The sequence below is a fragment of the Catenulispora rubra genome, assembly GCF_015356825.1.
GTDB classification, from domain to species: domain Bacteria; phylum Actinomycetota; class Actinomycetes; order Streptomycetales; family Catenulisporaceae; genus Catenulispora; species Catenulispora rubra.
In genome coordinates this window covers 1-16371 of sequence record NZ_JAACYW010000041.1, presented here as the reverse complement: position 1 = coordinate 16371, position 16371 = coordinate 1, and the positions used below count along the sequence as shown (strand labels likewise).

The following is a 16371-nucleotide window of genomic DNA, read 5'->3' as shown; positions in this document are numbered from 1 at the left end:
CAAGGAGATCGCCAACGCCAAGGCCCTGCTCGCGGCCGGGTTTAAGTGGAGCTGGATGTCCTCCCGGGGACGTCCTACGGCTCCGGGACGTTCCGCCACGTCAAGGTCGTCCAGCGCGCCACGAAAACGCGCAATCCCTCAGACAAGAACCAATCAACCGCCCGACCAGAAAGTCTAATTATGAGCACCAACGCCGAGGCACTGCCCGAGCTAGACAAAATCGTGACCGAAGAGCGTCTGCTCGGGACAGAACGGAGATGGCGGCGATTCGGCGAACCTATCCCCGCCGGGAAGTCGATGAAGGACGACGGGACTCCCGACTACGGGATCTTCGCTCCGGGCAGCATCATCTGGGAAGTACTGCTTCATCCCGCGACCATCGTCTTCGAGACCGTCGCGCAGGCGACCCTGCAGATGCTGTACAAGCCGATCGCTGCGGGCATCCGCGACGAGGACCCGATCTCTCGCAAGGCCCGCGCGGGCACCTACACCATCTTCGACGCCTTCGACCGCGCTCAGCGCAACTCCGGGATGCACGCGCCCATGTGGCTTGGTGACACGGCCACGGCGACGCGGATGGCCGGCCACCTTCACAACATCCATCAGCACGTCAAAGGCGACATCATCGATGTCGGCAGCCCGGAGCTCGGTGGCTATGCCGCGAGTGAGCCGCGCGACGCGATGTGGGCGGCCATCACGGAGCTGCACGCGATCCTGTGGATGTACGAGCGTTTCGCCTATCACGGCGACGACGGCCCCCGACCGCTGACCGACGCGCAGCGCGACCAGTACGTTCGCGAGATGGCCCCGTACCTTCGCCTGGTGGGCGCCCGTGAAGATGAGATCCCGAAGTCGATGGCTGAACTTGATGCGCTCTACGACACGTACTGGGACCTCTTCGGCCGCAGCGACACGATCAATGTCTTTCCAAAGACCGGAGAGGACATGCACGAGACCACAGCCAAGTGCATCGAGCGAAACTGGCACCCAACACAGCACCTCGCTGCCGACGTGCTGATGGAGGTGTTCCAGCAATTCTCGACCCAGATCCTCGCGACCTTCCCGAAGTGCCTCCAGATCAAGGCAGGCCTCGACGAGTCGCAGCGCGCGGCCGCAGCCCAGGCGCTCGAGGACTCCCGGGACCTGATCCGCGAGTCGCAGCAGCCCGAGAACGATCGCCGCATGATGCGGATGATGTGGGGGCCGGACGGCGTAACCCTCATCGACAGTGCGCGGGAACTTCACCGGCAGGTTCTCCGGGAGCGGGGTTCAGATGAAGCGAGTTGAATTCGCGTAAGGCCGCAAGTCGTACTGTTTCTGGTGGTGGTCATGTGGTTGCCACGGTGGTCATGTTCGAGGCTTTGGCGCCAGTAGACCCGAGGTCGCCGTTCGCGACCGGGACTGGTTGCTGATCGGGTGTGAGTCGTGGCGGCCGTCGTCCACCGCCACGGACGTGATGTTGTCTTCATGAACCGGATCCATCGTCGAGCGACGCGGCAAAAGCTGCGGCGGCGGCCGGGGCGGGTTATCGGGGTCGATTCGCCTGGCAGCCCTGAGACCGCCGCTTCCAGCGAGGTATGACCCCGACGCTCATAACTCGCGTTCATGAGAACGGCCGAACCGGCTGCAGGAGTTTCGGCCGCCTGCGGCGGGTGGGCTGGATGACGCCGAGCGGGCCGAGTTGGCGGCGTTGCGCCGCCGGGTGCGGGTGCTGGAGGAGGAGAAGGAGATCCTGCGCAAGGCCACCCGGTTTTTTGCACGCGAGACGAATCGCTGAGCGGCCGCTACCGATTCGTCTCTACCTACTCTTCGCCGGAGTCATCGCCAGCTTGTGCCGGGTTGCGGGCGTCGAGCGCGGCGGCTTCTACGCCTGGCGGGCCGCCGAGCCCGCCCGGGCGGCGAAGGCGTCCGCCGACGCGACGCTGACCGGCCGGATCGGTGAGGATCCACCTGGACTCCAGGTGCACCTACGGCGCCGAGGGGTCGCGCCGGACCTGGCTGAGGGCGCCGACGGCGCCGAGCCGGAGCGGACCAACCACAAGAAGGTCGCCCGGCTCATGTGCGATGCGGGCATGCATAGGCGGCGCGAGCGCCGCCGCAGGTCCAAAACCAGGCAGGACATGACCGCGGCGGCAGCTCCCGGCCTGCTCGGACGTGACTTCGGTGCCGAGGCCCCGGGGCGTCAAGGGGTGTGGCGACATCACCTGCGTACCCGCGGTCGAGACAGGGCTCATCTACATGGTTATGGTGATCGACCTGTTCAGCGGCTGCCTGATCGGATGGTCGATCGCCGACCACCACCGCGCCGACTCGTGAAGGACGCGCTTTCCGCCGCCGTCGCGGCCCGCGGCGGGCCCGGTGCCGTCCGCGGCGTCATCTTCCACCGCGACTGGGGCAGCGAATACATCTCGACGCCGGTCGCCGGCTGGTGTCGCGAGCAGGGAATACGCAGGAGCATGGGCCGAGTGGGTTCGTGCTTTGACAACGCTGCCGCGGAAAGCTTCTTCGCCAGTGTTCGGCGCCGGGGAGATGCGTTCGGTGCGGGACTTCGTGGAGCGCGCCTTCGACCACTGTGGTCTGGACTGGCGTGATCATGTGGTGCAGGAGCCGGTGTTCGAGCGGCCGGCGGAGGTCGACCTGTCGTGCTCCGATCCGAAGCGGGCGCTGGAAGATCTGCGATGGCGACCCGGCGTCGTCTTCGAGCAGCTGGTGGAGGTCATGGTCGAGGCGGACCTCGCCTTCAGCGCCGAGCTATCGGGCGATCCGACGGCTAACGGTTGGTGACTCAGAGCCCTGAACCTGGAGTAGCGCCCCACGACGTCGATGCCACCGTGCCCCGAGCAGGCGGCCTCGGCGTGCTCGGAGTGTCGGAACCTGGCGCTTCACCATTGCCTGGTCGCCCTAGGAGTCGCCCGTCGTTGCTGACCGATTGGTGTGTTCAGGGCTGCCGGACCGGGGTTCGTTCGTTGTGTGGCGCCGATGCCGTGGGTTGGAGGAGGTAGGGGTGCAGGATCGGTCCGAGGCTGGCGACGATGAGGAGCATGGCGATGCCGATGATGAGCTCGGCATGTGGTGTCGTTCGAGCGAGCAGCCAGGTTCCGAGGATTGCCGCGCCGAGTAGGGCGATTTTCGCCGCGGCGAGGCGGAGGATCGATAGCTGTTCTGCGGGTTTCTTTGCGCCGTTGGTGGTGTGACGTTTGCGCGCGAGATGGATCAGAGGCGGCGCGATCAGTACGACGATGGCCAGTCGTAGGGCGTGGGTCCAGAGCGATCCGGTGTGTAGAGACCAGATGGCGCCGATGGCGGTCCCGGCAGTCAGGTAGCGGAGGCGGATCCGTGTGGTGACGGCGGTGGTGTGCGTTGTCCCCTCGGGCTGTGATTCTGGTGACATGGTGGTTCTCCGTTGTTGGACCGGGTAGTCGGTAGGTTGGTTAGTCCGTGTGGAGGGCGAGTTTGATCTGGTCGGATTCGGGTGGTGTTTGATTTCCGGCGGCGATGCGGACTTGATGGAGGGTTCCGGTCCAGGGGAATGGCGAGTCGTAGTCCTCGCTGACCGGGAGCCCGCGGGCGTAGCCGAGGGAGAGCGCGGTTCCGCCGTGCTGCCAGGTGAACGGCAGTGAGTGCGCTCCGCGGTCGGTTGCGACCACGATGTCGTCGATGACGGCGTCGATCTGCACTCCGTCGTTGCGGGGCCGCAGCACGCAGCCGACGGTGTGCTGGCCCGGGTTGAGAGGTTCTTGGGCGCTCACGCGGATGGCGCCGCCGGGTGTGGCAAGCGCGATGACGAGCGTGCCGTCGAGGACGTATGCGGCGAGCCCGCTGGTCCAGTCGCCGACTTCGAACAGTACGCCGCGGGCCGTAGCGTCGGGAACGTCGATCTTGGCGAGGATTTTTCCGCCACCGAACAAGCTGGGCAATGCTTCATCGGGTACCGGGCCGCCTGCCGGGTAGTAGACGGTGTCAGCTTTGGGTGCGTAGGCGGGCGGCACGATCACGCTCACGCGTTGGATCAGCGAGTCGGCCAGGGGTAGTACGTCGTATCGGCCGGCTTCGGCGAACCATTGCTGCTCGAGGTGGCGGACCACATCGGGGTGTTGGTCGGCGACGTCGTGGGCCTCGGAGAAGTCGTCGTCGAGCTGGAACAGCGACCAGCGGTCGGTGGCGAAGTCGCGGCTGCCCTTCATCAGCAGTTCCTCGTCGGCTATGCCGGCGGAGACGTGGTCGGTGGTCGCCTTCCAGCCGTCAGCGATGATCGAGCGCGAGCCGAGCATCTCGAAGTATTGGCTGGAGCGGGGGTCAGGGGCCTGAGGGTCGGTGAAGGTGGGCAGCATGGTGGCGCCATGTACCGTGTCGTGTTCACCAGTGGGTTCGGGCAGCGGAATGCCGCAGGCGTCGAGGATGGTGGGCAGCACGTCGATCGCGTGGGTGAGTTGGCTGCGTACGCCACCGGTCTCGCCGACGCCCTGCGGCCAGTGCACGATCATCGGGACGCGGGTGCCGCCGAGCCACGTGTAGCGCTTCCAGAGCCGGAAAGGCGTGTTGCCCGCCCAGGCCCAGCCCCAGGCGTAGTGCGGATAGCCGGACACCCCGCCCCAGTCCTCGAGACGCTCGAGGTTCTCGGAGATCTCGTCGCGGATACGGTGGGTGAACCGGTGCTCGTTGCTGGTGCCGGAGACCCCACCCTCGGCGCTGGCTCCGTTGTCAGACATCACGAAGATCAGCGTGTTCTCGAGCACGCCCAGGGTGTCGAGTGCGGAGGCAACGCGGCCGATCTGTGCATCGGTATGACTCAAGAAGCCTGCATACACCTCGTGCATTCGCGCGTAGACGCGTCGTTCGTCCCTGCTGAGCTCGTCCCACGCCGGAACCCAGGACGGGCGCTCGGTCAGCGTGGCTCCACTAGGTACGACGCCGTCAGCCACTTGGCGGGCGAACGCCTGCTCGCGCCAGCGATCCCAGCCTTTGTCGAACTTGCCCTGGTAGGAGTCCGCCCAGGAGCGCTCGACGTGGTGCGGGGCATGCATCGCGCCGGTGGCGAAGTAGAGGAAGAACGGCTTACCCGGTGCTGACTCCTGCTGGTTGGTCACCATACGGATGGCCTGGTCGGCGAGGTCTTCGGTGAGGTGGTAGCCCTGCTCGGGGCTGGCGGGCTGGTCGATGTAGGCGTTGTCCTGGACGAGGTGCGGTGCCCAGTGGTTCGTCTCGCCCTGCAGGAAGCCGTAGTACCGCTCGAAGCCCATACCCAACGGCCAGCGGTCGAAGGGCCCGGCACTGGTGCGTTCGCCGCGCGGAACCAGGTGCCACTTGCCAACCGCCATCGTGTTCCATCCGGCCTCGCGCAGCAGGCGCGGCAGGGAGGGGGCGGAACTAGGGATCCGCGCCGTATAGCCGGGGATCGAGGTCGGCAGGTCGGCGAGGAAGCCCATGCCGACCGCGTGGTGGTTGCGTCCGGTCAGCAGGGCCGCGCGCGTCGGCGAGCACAGCGCAGTGACGTGGTGGCGTGTGTAGCGAAGGCCGCCAGCGGCGAGGCGGTCGACGGCGGGAGTGGCGATATCGGATCCGTAGCTGCCGAACTGGGCGAACCCCAGATCGTCGAGCAGGATCACGACGACATTGGGCGCGTTCTGCGGCGCGCGGCGGTCGGTGTTCATAAAGCAAAATTAATGGAACCTCATTATTTTGGCAAACGGGCAGGTGGAGTACGCTGTTGGGCATGTCTACGGAGCGGGACAGTCGCGTCACGGCGGGCCGGGCCGGGCCCCGACGCGCGACGAACGGGTACGCGGCCGGGCAGGCCACGCGGGTTCGATTGATCGAGTCGGCCGAGGCGCTGTTCGCCGAGCGGGGAGTCGCCGGGGTGAGCCTCAACGAGGTGCGCACCGCAGCCGGGCAGAGCAACGCGGCAGCCGTCAACTACCACTTCGGTTCCAAGGAGAACCTCATCAAGGCGATCCTGGAGCACCGGCTCACCCGCATCGAGTCGGACCGGGCCGAGATGCTGCGCGCCCTAGACTCCGAGGGCCGCACCGGCGACGTACGCGGTCTGCTCGAGGCGCTGATTGAGCCCCAGGCCCACAGCATCGAGCGGAACGAGCGCTACGTCGGTTTCATCTCCCAACTCGTCATCGGCGAATCAGGGTGGTTCAGCGAGTACACGCTCCTGATGACCGACCCCGGCCTGATACCCGGAGGCCTGCGAATCGACCGCCTGCTGCACGCCCGGCTCGGCCACCTCCCCGAACCGGTCGCCGACCGCAGGCTGATGTTCGTATACGCGGGCGCGCTCCAAGCCCTCGCCCGCCACCAGCTGCACCGCGATTCCGGCGAGGCCCCACCCACACCCTTGTTCGTCTCAGAACTGATCGACATGCTCAGTGCGACGCTCACCGCCCCCGTCTCAGAGCAGACGCGAGACCAGCTAGCCGCTCAGTCTTCGTCCGTCTCGGCCCCGACGTCGTAGCGATCCGGGGCGCCGAGGCGAGAGTCGCGTCATTTGTCGCGCACCACCGCTGACGAACGACCGATTCTGTCAGGGCCCGTGCAACGTAGCGTCGAGGGGAAGCAGTGACGCGACTCGAAGGAGAAAACGATGCGCACACCCCCACGGCGGATCCGTGACAAAATCGAGGCCGGTGAGGCCGTCTACGGCGCGACGATTCAGCTGCCCAGCCCGGAGTCGGTGGAGATCGCCGGATACGCGGGCCTCGACTTCGCCTGGATCGACGCCGAGCACGGCACGATGGACCTCGCCGACATCAACCACCTCATCCGTGCCGCGGACGCGGTCGGCATCGACTCGGTGGTCCGCGTTCCCGATCACACGCCCTCCTTCATCCAGCGGGTGCTAGACGCCGGTGCGACCGGGATCATGGTGCCGCACATCCGCACCGTCGAGCAGGCGCGCGCGGTCTTCGCCGCTGCGCACTACGCACCGCACGGCACTCGTGGCGCCTGCCCCTCCACCCGCTCCGTCGGCGGTATCACGGAGGACTGGATCGCCGACGCTCGCCGCGCCGACGCCGACGTTCTGGTATTCGGGCTCATCGAGGACGAGGAGGGCGTGCGCAACGTCGAGGCGATCGCAGCCGACGCCGGCCTGTTCGGCCTACTCGCTGGCCCCTTCGATCTCTCGATGGAGCTGGGCTTGATGGGCGCGGTGGATGATGACCGTGTCGCCGGCATGCAGCAGCGCATCGCTGCTGCGGCCAAGGCCGCGGGCATTGAATACGTGGCGATCCCCGCCTGGGAGCCCTGCGACCTGCCGACGATGCTGGCCGACGGGGTCCGCTTGTTCAATATCACCGGGGACCGGGGCGTCCTCTACACCGAGTTCGTAAAGGCGCGTCTGGGGTTCGCCGAGGCCGTGCTCTCCGCCCGCAGCGAGGTGTCCGCATGACCATCGCCGAGCGCCCGGACACTGACCCGCAGACCGTCATCGGCTACTTCGACACGCTGAGCAACTGGGGCCGCTGGGGCGCGGACGACCGCCTCGGCACGCTCAACCTGATCACCGAGGACAAGCGCCGCGAGGCCGGCGCCGAGATCCGCGAGGGCAAGGTCGTCTCGCTTTCCCGCGACATCGACCCGGAGAAGGCAGACCCTCTGTACACCGGGATCGCCGTCGTCCAGCGGTTCATGTCGATCGGCGAGGTCTCCCATCACCTCGGCGAGGGCACCTCGCGTTTCGACGCGGTCACCGAGTACGTCGGCATCGCCGCGCACGGCTCCAACACCCACCTCGACGGCCTCGCGCACTACGTCTGGGACGGCATGATCTACAACGGCCACGAGGCGGCGAAGACCGTCACCTCGATCGGCGGCTCGCAAGCGCTTTCCGTACGAGACGCCGAGCACGGTCTGATCAGCCGCGGCGTCCTGCTGGACATCCCCGCGCTCCGCGACGTGCCCTGGCTCGAGCCCGGCCATGCGATCACGGCCGAAGAACTGGAGGAGGCCGAGCGGCGGCAGAGTGTCACGGTGGGCCCCGGAGACATCCTCCTGGTACACACCGGCCACGTGGCCCGCACGCTCGCGCACGGGGTGATTCGGGGCTCGTCCGGGCCCGCCATGCAGGCGGGACTGCACGCCTCCTGCCTGCCCTGGCTGCGGGAACGCGACATCGCCGCGCTCGGCAGCGACGCCATCCAGGACGTCCAGCCGTCCGGGTTCGACGACCTCTCACTGCTACGTCCGATCCACGCAGTGGGGCTCGTCGCACTCGGCCTCTGGCTCATCGACAATGTCGAGCTGCGCGAACTGGTGACCGAGTGCAGGGCTCGGGATCGCTGGGACTTCTTCTTCGCGATGCTGCCCTGGCGTCTCGTGGGTGTGACCTCGAGCGCGACCAACCCGGTCGCAATCTTCTAAAGGAGCCTGCGGCAGGGGATTTTTCGGTACGGTCGGCACCGTCCCGGGTGTGAGAACCCCTGCCGCCCCTCACTCTCGCCCGGTGATCCCAGACTCCACCGCCCACAGCGCGAGCTGCACGCGGGACTGCAGATCCAGCTTGGCGAGCACGTGGCTCACATGCGTCCGGGCAGTGCGCTCGCTGATGAAGAGCGACGAGGCGATGTCCATGTTCGACTTCCCCTGAGCCACCAGCCGCACCACGTCTCGTTCGCGCGGTGTCAGCGACGGCGAGACGCGTGCCGCTGTATTGCCGGTTACCTGCGCCGCGATGGACGGGTCGATATACAGCTCCCGATGGTGGGCGGCCCGGACCGCATCAAGGATGCGGGCTGGATTCGAGGCTTTCACGACGTATCCGTCGACCCCGAGGCTGAGCGCCTGGTGCACCAGGGCTGTATCGCCGTGCGCGCTCAGCACGACGACGCGGAGCGTGGGCGAGGCCTGCTTCAGTCGGTCTACCAACTCCAGGCCGTGCATGCCGGGCATCACGAGGTCCAACAGGAGCACGTCGGCCACCAACCCCTCGCTCAGCGCGCCGAGGGCCTCGCGGCCGGTGGCGGCCTCGCCGGCGATCTCGACATCAGCTGCGGTCTCCAGGAAACCGCGCAGGCCGCTGCGTACGATGCCGTGGTCGTCGACGAGGAACACCCTGATAGCTCGCTCCATCGATCTTCCTCCACGGTGTGTCGGTGCTGCCGCAGAATAGCCACTATGACCTCTTCGCCGGAAATCCCCGACGGCGCCGCCAGCGGCGTGTCGGCGCATCGGGTCGCTCCGGACGGACGCGACTGGACGGCCGAGGCGTACCGGGTGCGGCCCCAGCTCACGGAGGCCGCGGAACTCGCCGACTTCGCCAGGCGCGTCGAGGCGGCCGTGGCGCGCGCGGACGGAATCGAGGAGACCGTCGAGCTGCTCAACCGCGCTCTGGAACAGGCGGGCGGCCTCGAGATCTCGACGATTGTGCTGATGGGACCTGGCGGTGTCCCGATCTTCGCGGGCGGCCACAGCACCGACCACACACAGCTGCTGGCCATGGAACGGACCCGTAGGAACGGCGCCCCCATGGTCATCTGGCAGGCGTACGAGGAGAACCAGGTCGTCGTGGACGCGACCTGGTTCCGGCGGATCCACACCGACGACCGCTACGCGCCGCTGCGTTCGTTGGTGGGCTCGCGCGCCACGGGCGCCTATCTCGCGCTGCCGCTGCGCGACTCCGAGGGTATGCCGTTCGGCGCGGTCGGCGCGCTGGTGACCGAGCCGACCGATGTCACTCCGGACGCCGTACGCCGCTGGATGCTGCTCGCCGACCAGGTGGCCCTCGGGCTGCTGTACTCGGAACTGATCCGGCGGGCCCGTGCTCGGGGCGGCGAGTCCGAGCGGCTTCGAACCGGCGAGGCGCTCCACCGCACGCTCGCCCAGACCTCGTTCGCGCTGGCCCTCGAGCTCGCCAAGGCCGAAGCGCGGTTGCCCGCCGGCGATGGTGATGTTCTTTGCCCGCTCGGCGCACTCGTTCGGCAGCTCGACGTGGAGATCCGCGCCTTTCTCAGCGACAGTGCTCATGCCGCACCGCGCCCGGGTTTCGCCGAACAGCTCGCCGCCTTGCAAGCCGCCGCCGCGCGCAGGTCCGGAGCCGAGATCGCGCTCACCCAGTCGGTGGAATGGGACGAGCTTGCCCCGGACGTTCTCGACGACGTGGAACGGATCCTCTCCGAGGCGCTGCGCAATGTCGTGAAGCATTCGGGGGCAACGAAAGCTGAGGTCACAGCCATGATCGAGCCGGAATCCGGAGATCTGTTGCTGACCGTGACCGACAACGGCGCCGGACCCGGCCCTGAGGGCAAGACGGACGGGAAAGGACACGGACTCGACCTTGTTCGCCGTGTCGTCGCCGAGCGCGACGGGCAGCTGCGGCTCAGCGAACGTCCCGGAGGCGGAACCGAGGTCCTGGTCCGCCTGCGTCCCGCGTACACCTCGGAGTGGACGGTCGCCCGACGCTCACTCGACAACCCCCACGACACTAATGACCGATCGGGCTGAATCCGCCGAGGCGCTCGCCGATGCGGACACCGCGCCCTCGCCGCTCGCGGAGAAAGTTTTAGGAAACCAGCGGTTCCCCTATTGACGAGTGTTCACCGGGGTGGGAAGAATGGGGCGTATCCGATGTAGCTCCCGACCGGGGAGCAACTCCCCTCGCAGGTCACGGCCGCATGTGTGGCCTGTTCGGCATGCCCGGGAACGCGTCGGCCATCCCTGGAGGAACGGAGATGCGTATGCCGCGCGCGTTGGAGCTGTTCGATGATGCTCTCGCCGACGAACTCGCCGAGTTCTACAAGGATCTGCATCGGGATCCGGAGTTGTCTTTTCAGGAGAACCGCACTGCCTCGCGAGTCGTTACCGCAGTGGAAGCGCTCGGGTGCGAAGTGACGGCAGGCGTCGGAAAAACCGGGGTCGTGGCGGTTCTGCGCAACGGTAAGGGGCCGGTCATCATGCTGCGCGCCGACATGGATGCCCTGCCAGTGCGCGAGGAGACGGGTCTGCCTTACGCCAGCAACGCATTCGGCGTGGATCCGGCCGCAGGCGAGGTCCCGGTGGCGCACGCCTGCGGCCATGACATGCACGTCACCTGCCTGCTCGGCGCCCTGACCCTGTTGTCGCGGACCCGCGAATCGTGGGCGGGCACCGTTCTGGCCGTCTTCCAGCCCGCCGAGGAGCTAGCCGGCGGCGCCGCGGCCATGGTCGCGGACGGACTGTTCGAGCGCTTCCCGGTGCCTTTGGTGGTGCTGGCTCAGCACGTCTCTCCGCTTCCGGCGCGGGTCATCGGTCACCGGAGCGGCGCGTTCATGGCTGCCTCCGACTCGGTGGCGGTGACCCTGCACGGCCGTGGCGGCCACGCCTCCGCGCCCGAGTTGACTATCGACCCAGTGTTGATGGCCGCGGCCGCGGTCGTGCGGTTGCAGAGCATCGTGGCACGCGAGGTCTCCATGCAGGACGAAGCTGTGGTCACTGTCGGACGGATGCAGGCGGGGCTGAAGGACAACGTCATCCCCGACACCGCAGAGTTGGGAATCAACATTCGCACATATGACCCACGGATCCGCGAGCGGGTACGTGCGGCCGTGGAGCGCGTGATCCGCGCCGAGGCGGCGGCTGCCGGCGCGGAGAAGGAGCCTGACTTCGAATGGGCGCACGCTGCGCCGGTGCTGGTCAACGATCCGGAGGCGATGGCGGTCACGATCGGGGCTCTCACCGCGAACTTCGGCGCAGAGCGCATCATGCAGTTGCCTCCCGTTCCGGCGAGCGAAGACGCCGGCGTGTTCGGTCAGGCTCTCGGTGTGCCGACCGCGTACTGGATGTGGGGAGGCGGCGATCCGGACGAGTTCGCACGAGTGCTGGCGGAGGGGCGCATGCCCGTCGCCAACCACCACCCCGGCTACGCACCGGTGCTCGAGCCCGCCCTGCGCGCCGGCGTCGAGGCCATGACGGTCGTCGCCTTGGCATGGCTCGACGAGGCGTGAGCATATGCTGACCGATGCGGCTGCTGCCGAAAACTGTCCCAAGCCGATCGATATGAGGATCCGCGCGCATGACCGACGAGCCGCCCCGTGCCCGCCGCGGCCGCCGCCCCGATCTCGAAGCACGTCGCCGCTGTCTTCAGATCGCGGCTGAAATGCTGCAGGAGAGCGGCTACGCGGGTCTGACGATGAGCGAGCTCGCGCGTCGGGCCGGGGTGTCGAAGAAGTCGTTGTACGCATGGTGGGCTGACAAGGCGGCCGTGGTCACCGAGGCGCTGGCGGCCTCGGCGGAGACGCCACCACTTCCGGATCTGGGCGATACCGAAGCAGAGTTGCGGGCCCTGTTTGCGACTCTCCTGCGCCTGGCGAATTCCGCCGAAATCCCGCTGAGCCTGTCCGCTCAGCAGGCCGGCCCGGACCGCACGGCGCTGACTCGCGGCTACATCGAGCGCCTACTCACCCGGCGCCGTGAGTACTCACGGTCGCTCATCCACCGCGGCATCGACCGGGGCGATCTACCCGAAGACACCGACATCGACGCACTTCTCGACCTGTGGAACGGCCTGGCCGTCTATCGCCACCTCCGCTCGGTGGCGGTGCCCGATCAACTGATCGATCAGCTCGTCGCCTTGGCGCTGAACGGCAGTGTCCCCCGCCTGACCTGACAGCAGGCGTGACACGGCTGCGGACCGTTGAGCTTCGCGATGCCAGACGGGCACGCTCAAAACCCCGGCTGCTTTCCCCTCCTCCAGTTCCGGCCTGGTTCCCTCGTGTCTCAACTCGAGAGGATTACCCTGCAATGCCCATGCCTACGCGAGAGCAGATCGCCCGTCAGATCCGCCGCTACTATTCACTGACTGATCAGGGCGAAATCCCCACGGTCATCGCGCTGTTCGCTCCCGGCGCCACGTACTGCCGACCCGGCTACCCACCTCTAGTGGGTCGTGACAGACTCGCAGTCTTCTACCACAGCCAACGAGTCATCGACTACGGAATTCATACTGTCAGTCAACTCGTTATAGACGGCCACACCGCCGCGGTGGAGGGCGAGTTCGAAGGCACACTCAGAGATGGCATGGCCGTGGCTTTACGTTTCGCCGACTTCTTTGAGGTCAACGAAGATCTTCTCTTTGAAGTACGTAATACCTACTTCTTCACACCACTCGTCTGACATGAGCGCCCGGGGTGGAAGCAAGGCTTGTTGAACTTGTCTTGGTTCGTTGAGCCGGCGCAGTGAGGGTCACCGGGCGGCGATAGGTGTCAGGCCGATCCACTGGCGGCGTGTCACGCCGTCGCGCTGGCTGTCGGCTCCGTGGCGGGCGAAAGCGTCGTTGACGTGGACTTCTCCGGCCGTTATCCGGCCTGCGGCGATCAGACCGCGGATCTGGTCTGTGCTGAACACGGAGGACATCATCATGGGATGGGCGTTGGCCATAGCGATGGCTTCGTCGTCGTCGGCCGCGGCGGTGATCGTGATCACCGGCCCGAAGACCTCCTCGGTGTAGACCGGCATGTCCGGCGTGACCCCGGTCAGGACGGTCGGCTGGTAGAACAGCCCGTCGAAGCCGCCGCCGATGACCACATGTGCACCGCGCTGGATCGCGTCTTGGACCAGGGCGTGGATCCGGTCGCGCTGTGTGGTGCTGACGATCGGGCCGAGGTCGACGTCGCCGCCCATCGGATCGCCGACGCGCAACGTGGCTACGACGGTTGTCAGTGCGTGCAGGTAGTCCTCGACGGCGTCGGCTACGACTATGTGGCGGCTGGCGCTAATGCAGGTTTGGCCTTGGAAGGCCAACGATCCGTGCAGTGCGCACCGCGCGGCAATGAGGGGATCGGCGTCGCGGAGGAGCACGAAGGCGTTGTTACCGCCCAGTTCTAGGCGCACTTCCCGGCCACCGCGGGCTGCCGATGCCGCGATCGCACGGCCGACCGTATGGCCGCCGGTGAAGTCCAGCAGATCCAGGCCGGAGTGCTCGGCCAGCGCGTGCCCGGCGTCAGCGCCGGTACCGGTGACGACGTTCAGCACGCCGTTGGGTGCGTGTGCGGCGGCCGCCGCCTCGGCCAGCACGTGTCCGCCGATCAGCGGGGTAAGTTCCGAGGGCTTGAGCACGATCGAGTTCCCGAATGCCAGGGCCGGGGCGATGATGCGCAGTGCCAGGTTCATCGGGTAGTTCCACGGGGTGATTACTCCGATGACCCCGATCGGCACGGCCCGGGATAGTGACAGCTTGTTGTGCTTGTAGGGGGCCAGGACGTCGCCGTGTGCTTCGCATGCCTGGACTGCGGATATCCGCAGTTGCCGTATCCCGGTCGTGACCTCGTCCTCGGCCTTGCTCCGCACCCCGCCGGTCTCTCGCATGCTCTGTTCGACGAGTGCTTCGAAGCGTGATTCCAGGTGGCCGGCCATCGCGTGCAGCACGTCGCTGCGGTGCGGGGCGGCCAGTGCCGCCCACGGGATCTGGGCGGCGCGGGCGGCGACGACTGCGCGGTCGACGTCCCGTGCCCCGCCGAGGCCGTATCGTCCGATGATGGCGCCGGTTGCCTTTTCGGTCACCGTAGCCGTCTGGCCGCAGGCGGCGCGTTCGAAGACGCCGTCGATGTAGATCGTGTTCACGTGTGGTCCTCGATGACAGTGAAATTCGGTGGGGTAAGGCTTCCGATTGGGCGGGACACCGGCCGGGGCCGCCTCGAGGGCGGCCCCGGCGCGTTCCTGCGGCGTTGCGTGCCTCAGGTGGGGAGGTGCCAGGTTTGGTTGGTGTTGCTGTGGCAGTCCCAGATTTGGAGTTGGGTGCCATCGGTGGTGTTGCCGGCGGGGTCGTCGAGGCAGCGTCCGGAGGAGCTGGAGATGAGTTCGGTGCCGTTGGCGGTCCACTGCTGGTTGGTTTGGCCGTTGCAGTCCCAGAGTTGGATGAGGGTGCCGTTGGCGGTGGCGTTGGGGCCGCCGGTGATGTCCAGGCATTTGCCGAGGGCTCTGATGGTGCCGTCGGTCTGGACGGTCCAGGACTGGGCGTTGGTGCCGTTGCAGGTGTACAGCTGCACCGGGGTGCCGTTGGCCGAGTTTGCCGCGCGCACGTCCACGCACTTGCCTGCAGGACCGGTGATCGCACCCGTCGGTGAACCACCACCGCCACCACCGGAGCCCGGGGTGATGGTGAACTGGCCCTGGTTGAGCACCCGGGAGGAGTTGAACGTCGCCTGCAGTCGCGCAGGCGAGTTGGCGGAGGTGAGGTAGTCCGACCAGATCATGAACCAGGTCCACAGCGGTTGCGAGGCCAGCTGGTCCGGTGAGGGCACCGTCCCGACCTCGGCCAGCGAGATCGGCTTGCCGGCCGCGATGTTCACGATCGCCTGGTACCAGTCCGAGGTCGGGTACCCGTTGACCCAAGGGTCCAGGCTGACGACGTCGACGTAGTTGCTGCCGGGGTAGTAGCTGGCCGCTGAGCCGGATCCGCCGGACACGTCCTTGATGTTCCAGACCCAGATGATGTTGGTCAGGCCTTTGGACAGCAGGTAATCGTGGGTGATCTGGTAGAGCCGGGCGCTGCCGGTGGGGCCGGGTCGCCCGCCCCACCAGGCCCAGCCCTCGTTCATCTCGTGCAGCGGCCGGAACAGCACCGGGATCCCGGCGTCCTTGAGCTGCTGCACGTAGGGAACGGCGGTGTCGAGTTTGGCCTTGTAGTCGTTGTTCAAGGTGGTGCCGTTGGTGATGAGCTGGCTCCACTCCGAGTCCGACAGTGATGCCCCGTTGATGCCGCCGTTGAAGTCGCAGGTGGCGACATCCGGGCGGCACATGTGCCAGGTGAGGTTCACGAGGGAGCCGTTGGCCCACTCGGTCTTCGCCTGGTCGATCATGGTCTGGCGGTTGGCGATGTCGGTGGCGGTGAACCCGAGTTCGCCACCCCACAAGCCGGGCCATGCACCGGTGATGGAGTGTGCCTGGGCGGTGTACTGCGAGGGCTGAGCCAGCGGTTCCTTGTTGTGGACGCCGCTGACGGTGTGGTTCCCGCTGATTTGGTGCAGGAAGCTGAGAACGTCGGCAGGGGTCGCGGCGCCGGTGGCCGAGGCCTGCGACGTGATGGCGCCGACCATGCTGATGGCCGCGATCGGTGCCAGGAGCCTGATGACTGCCCGGCGGAGCGGTTTTGGTCTCACGGGTGCTTCTCCTTGGGTGGGGTGGATGGGACGTCCGCTCGCCGGCCGAACGGCCCGGGCGGCTTCGCGGTCGGCGAAGACGCCTGCGTGCACGGTGCGGGCGGGGTGCGGGCGCTGTGCTCGGGCTCGGGTTCAGGGCCCGAAGACCATGGCTAACCGCTGTGGCGCGGGCCGCGCGCTTGGCGCGGACGAGGCCGGTCGCGAGGCGGCCGCATGGATGGCGTGCCTGGAAGCCGCCGGCGGCGTCATCCGGACTCCCCGGGCAGGTCTGGGCGGCCGGAGGGTTGGGTATGGG

The 16371-nt window shown here is 67.2% G+C and carries 15 protein-coding genes; 10 read left to right on the top strand and 5 right to left on the bottom strand.

Annotated features, from left to right (window positions below):
* The first annotated feature begins 180 nt into the window (after nt 1–180).
* The 3 genes from GWK61_RS14450 to GWK61_RS14435 all read left to right on the top strand — a co-directional run bounded on the left by GWK61_RS14450 (nt 181) and on the right by GWK61_RS14435 (nt 2784).
* Entirely contained in the window at nt 181–1287 is a 1107-nt protein-coding gene (locus tag GWK61_RS14450; RefSeq protein WP_228562317.1) for an oxygenase MpaB family protein, read from the top strand.
* An 876-nt stretch (nt 1288–2163) separates the two neighbouring features.
* A complete protein-coding gene (locus GWK61_RS14445; RefSeq protein ID WP_194908867.1) occupies nt 2164–2316 on the top strand; it encodes a hypothetical protein in 153 nt (50 codons plus the stop codon).
* A gap of 42 nt (nt 2317–2358) precedes the next feature.
* Nucleotides 2359–2784 (top strand): GDP-mannose 4,6-dehydratase, encoded by a 426-nt coding sequence (locus tag GWK61_RS14435; protein ID WP_323747563.1) that lies wholly within the window; start codon nt 2359–2361, stop codon nt 2782–2784.
* A 154-nt stretch (nt 2785–2938) separates the two neighbouring features.
* Here the strand turns inward: GWK61_RS14435 and GWK61_RS14430 are convergent, their stop codons facing one another.
* A complete protein-coding gene (locus GWK61_RS14430; protein ID WP_194908864.1) occupies nt 2939–3391 on the bottom strand; it encodes a hypothetical protein in 453 nt (150 codons plus the stop codon).
* A 40-nt stretch (nt 3392–3431) separates the two neighbouring features.
* Entirely contained in the window at nt 3432–5651 is a 2220-nt protein-coding gene (locus GWK61_RS14425) for an arylsulfatase (protein ID WP_194908863.1), read from the bottom strand.
* Between the two features lie 62 nt (nt 5652–5713).
* Between GWK61_RS14425 and GWK61_RS14420 the strand changes: the two genes are divergently transcribed.
* From GWK61_RS14420 to GWK61_RS14410, 3 genes are all read left to right on the top strand, one after another.
* Nucleotides 5714–6460: a TetR/AcrR family transcriptional regulator gene (locus GWK61_RS14420; RefSeq protein ID WP_194908862.1), complete on the top strand. Its 747-nt coding sequence runs from the start codon at nt 5714–5716 to the stop codon at nt 6458–6460.
* 129 nt (nt 6461–6589) lie between these two features.
* Nucleotides 6590–7396, top strand: a complete 807-nt coding sequence (locus GWK61_RS14415) for an HpcH/HpaI aldolase family protein (protein WP_194908861.1) — start codon at nt 6590–6592, stop codon at nt 7394–7396.
* The gene (locus GWK61_RS14410; protein WP_194908860.1) at nt 7393–8367 is read left to right on the top strand and encodes a cyclase family protein; all 975 of its coding nucleotides are present in this window, start codon (nt 7393–7395) and stop codon (nt 8365–8367) included. The genes GWK61_RS14415 and GWK61_RS14410 overlap by 4 nt, the downstream gene beginning before the upstream one ends.
* A gap of 69 nt (nt 8368–8436) precedes the next feature.
* On the opposite strand, the gene GWK61_RS14405 is transcribed toward GWK61_RS14410, so the two are convergent.
* On the bottom strand, nt 8437–9075 hold the full coding sequence (locus tag GWK61_RS14405; protein ID WP_194908859.1) for a response regulator: 639 nt from the start codon (nt 9073–9075) through the stop codon (nt 8437–8439).
* On the opposite strand from GWK61_RS14405, the gene GWK61_RS59495 reads away from it, so the two are divergent.
* The 4 genes from GWK61_RS59495 to GWK61_RS14385 all read left to right on the top strand — a co-directional run bounded on the left by GWK61_RS59495 (nt 9037) and on the right by GWK61_RS14385 (nt 13092).
* On the top strand, nt 9037–10446 hold the full coding sequence (locus tag GWK61_RS59495; RefSeq protein ID WP_194908858.1) for a sensor histidine kinase: 1410 nt from the start codon (nt 9037–9039) through the stop codon (nt 10444–10446). The genes GWK61_RS14405 and GWK61_RS59495 overlap by 39 nt on opposite strands.
* Before the next feature lie 233 nt (nt 10447–10679).
* Nucleotides 10680–11924, top strand: coding sequence for an amidohydrolase (locus GWK61_RS14395; protein WP_194908857.1), 1245 nt, complete (start codon nt 10680–10682; stop codon nt 11922–11924).
* 68 nt (nt 11925–11992) lie between these two features.
* On the top strand, nt 11993–12586 hold the full coding sequence (locus tag GWK61_RS14390; RefSeq protein ID WP_194908856.1) for a TetR/AcrR family transcriptional regulator: 594 nt from the start codon (nt 11993–11995) through the stop codon (nt 12584–12586).
* Nucleotides 12587–12720: 134 nt separating this feature from the next.
* Nucleotides 12721–13092, top strand: coding sequence for a nuclear transport factor 2 family protein (locus tag GWK61_RS14385; protein ID WP_228562315.1), 372 nt, complete (start codon nt 12721–12723; stop codon nt 13090–13092).
* A gap of 69 nt (nt 13093–13161) precedes the next feature.
* On the opposite strand, the gene GWK61_RS14380 is transcribed toward GWK61_RS14385, so the two are convergent.
* Together GWK61_RS14380 and GWK61_RS14375 are read right to left on the bottom strand one after the other, a co-directional pair.
* Nucleotides 13162–14538: an aldehyde dehydrogenase family protein gene (locus GWK61_RS14380; RefSeq protein ID WP_194908855.1), complete on the bottom strand. Its 1377-nt coding sequence runs from the start codon at nt 14536–14538 to the stop codon at nt 13162–13164.
* 113 nt (nt 14539–14651) lie between these two features.
* Complete coding sequence (locus GWK61_RS14375) at nt 14652–16076, bottom strand: glycosyl hydrolase (protein ID WP_323747562.1); 1425 nt, start codon at nt 16074–16076, stop codon at nt 14652–14654.
* Nucleotides 16077–16371: the final 295 nt, after the last annotated feature.

Bases quoted from the DNA above. Each gene is read 5' to 3' on its own strand.
- GWK61_RS14450 (WP_228562317.1), top strand. From the start codon at position 181: ATGAGCACCAACGCCGAGGCACTGCCCGAGCTAGACAAAATCGTGACC.
- GWK61_RS14430 (WP_194908864.1), bottom strand. From the start codon at position 3,391: ATGTCACCAGAATCACAGCCCGAGGGGACAACGCACACCACCGCCGTC.
- GWK61_RS14425 (WP_194908863.1), bottom strand. From the start codon at position 5,651: ATGAACACCGACCGCCGCGCGCCGCAGAACGCGCCCAATGTCGTCGTG.
- GWK61_RS14420 (WP_194908862.1), top strand. From the start codon at position 5,714: ATGTCTACGGAGCGGGACAGTCGCGTCACGGCGGGCCGGGCCGGGCCC.
- GWK61_RS14415 (WP_194908861.1), top strand. From the start codon at position 6,590: ATGCGCACACCCCCACGGCGGATCCGTGACAAAATCGAGGCCGGTGAG.
- GWK61_RS14410 (WP_194908860.1), top strand. From the start codon at position 7,393: ATGACCATCGCCGAGCGCCCGGACACTGACCCGCAGACCGTCATCGGC.
- GWK61_RS14405 (WP_194908859.1), bottom strand. From the start codon at position 9,075: ATGGAGCGAGCTATCAGGGTGTTCCTCGTCGACGACCACGGCATCGTA.
- GWK61_RS14395 (WP_194908857.1), top strand. From the start codon at position 10,680: ATGCCGCGCGCGTTGGAGCTGTTCGATGATGCTCTCGCCGACGAACTC.
- GWK61_RS14390 (WP_194908856.1), top strand. From the start codon at position 11,993: ATGACCGACGAGCCGCCCCGTGCCCGCCGCGGCCGCCGCCCCGATCTC.
- GWK61_RS14385 (WP_228562315.1), top strand. From the start codon at position 12,721: ATGCCCATGCCTACGCGAGAGCAGATCGCCCGTCAGATCCGCCGCTAC.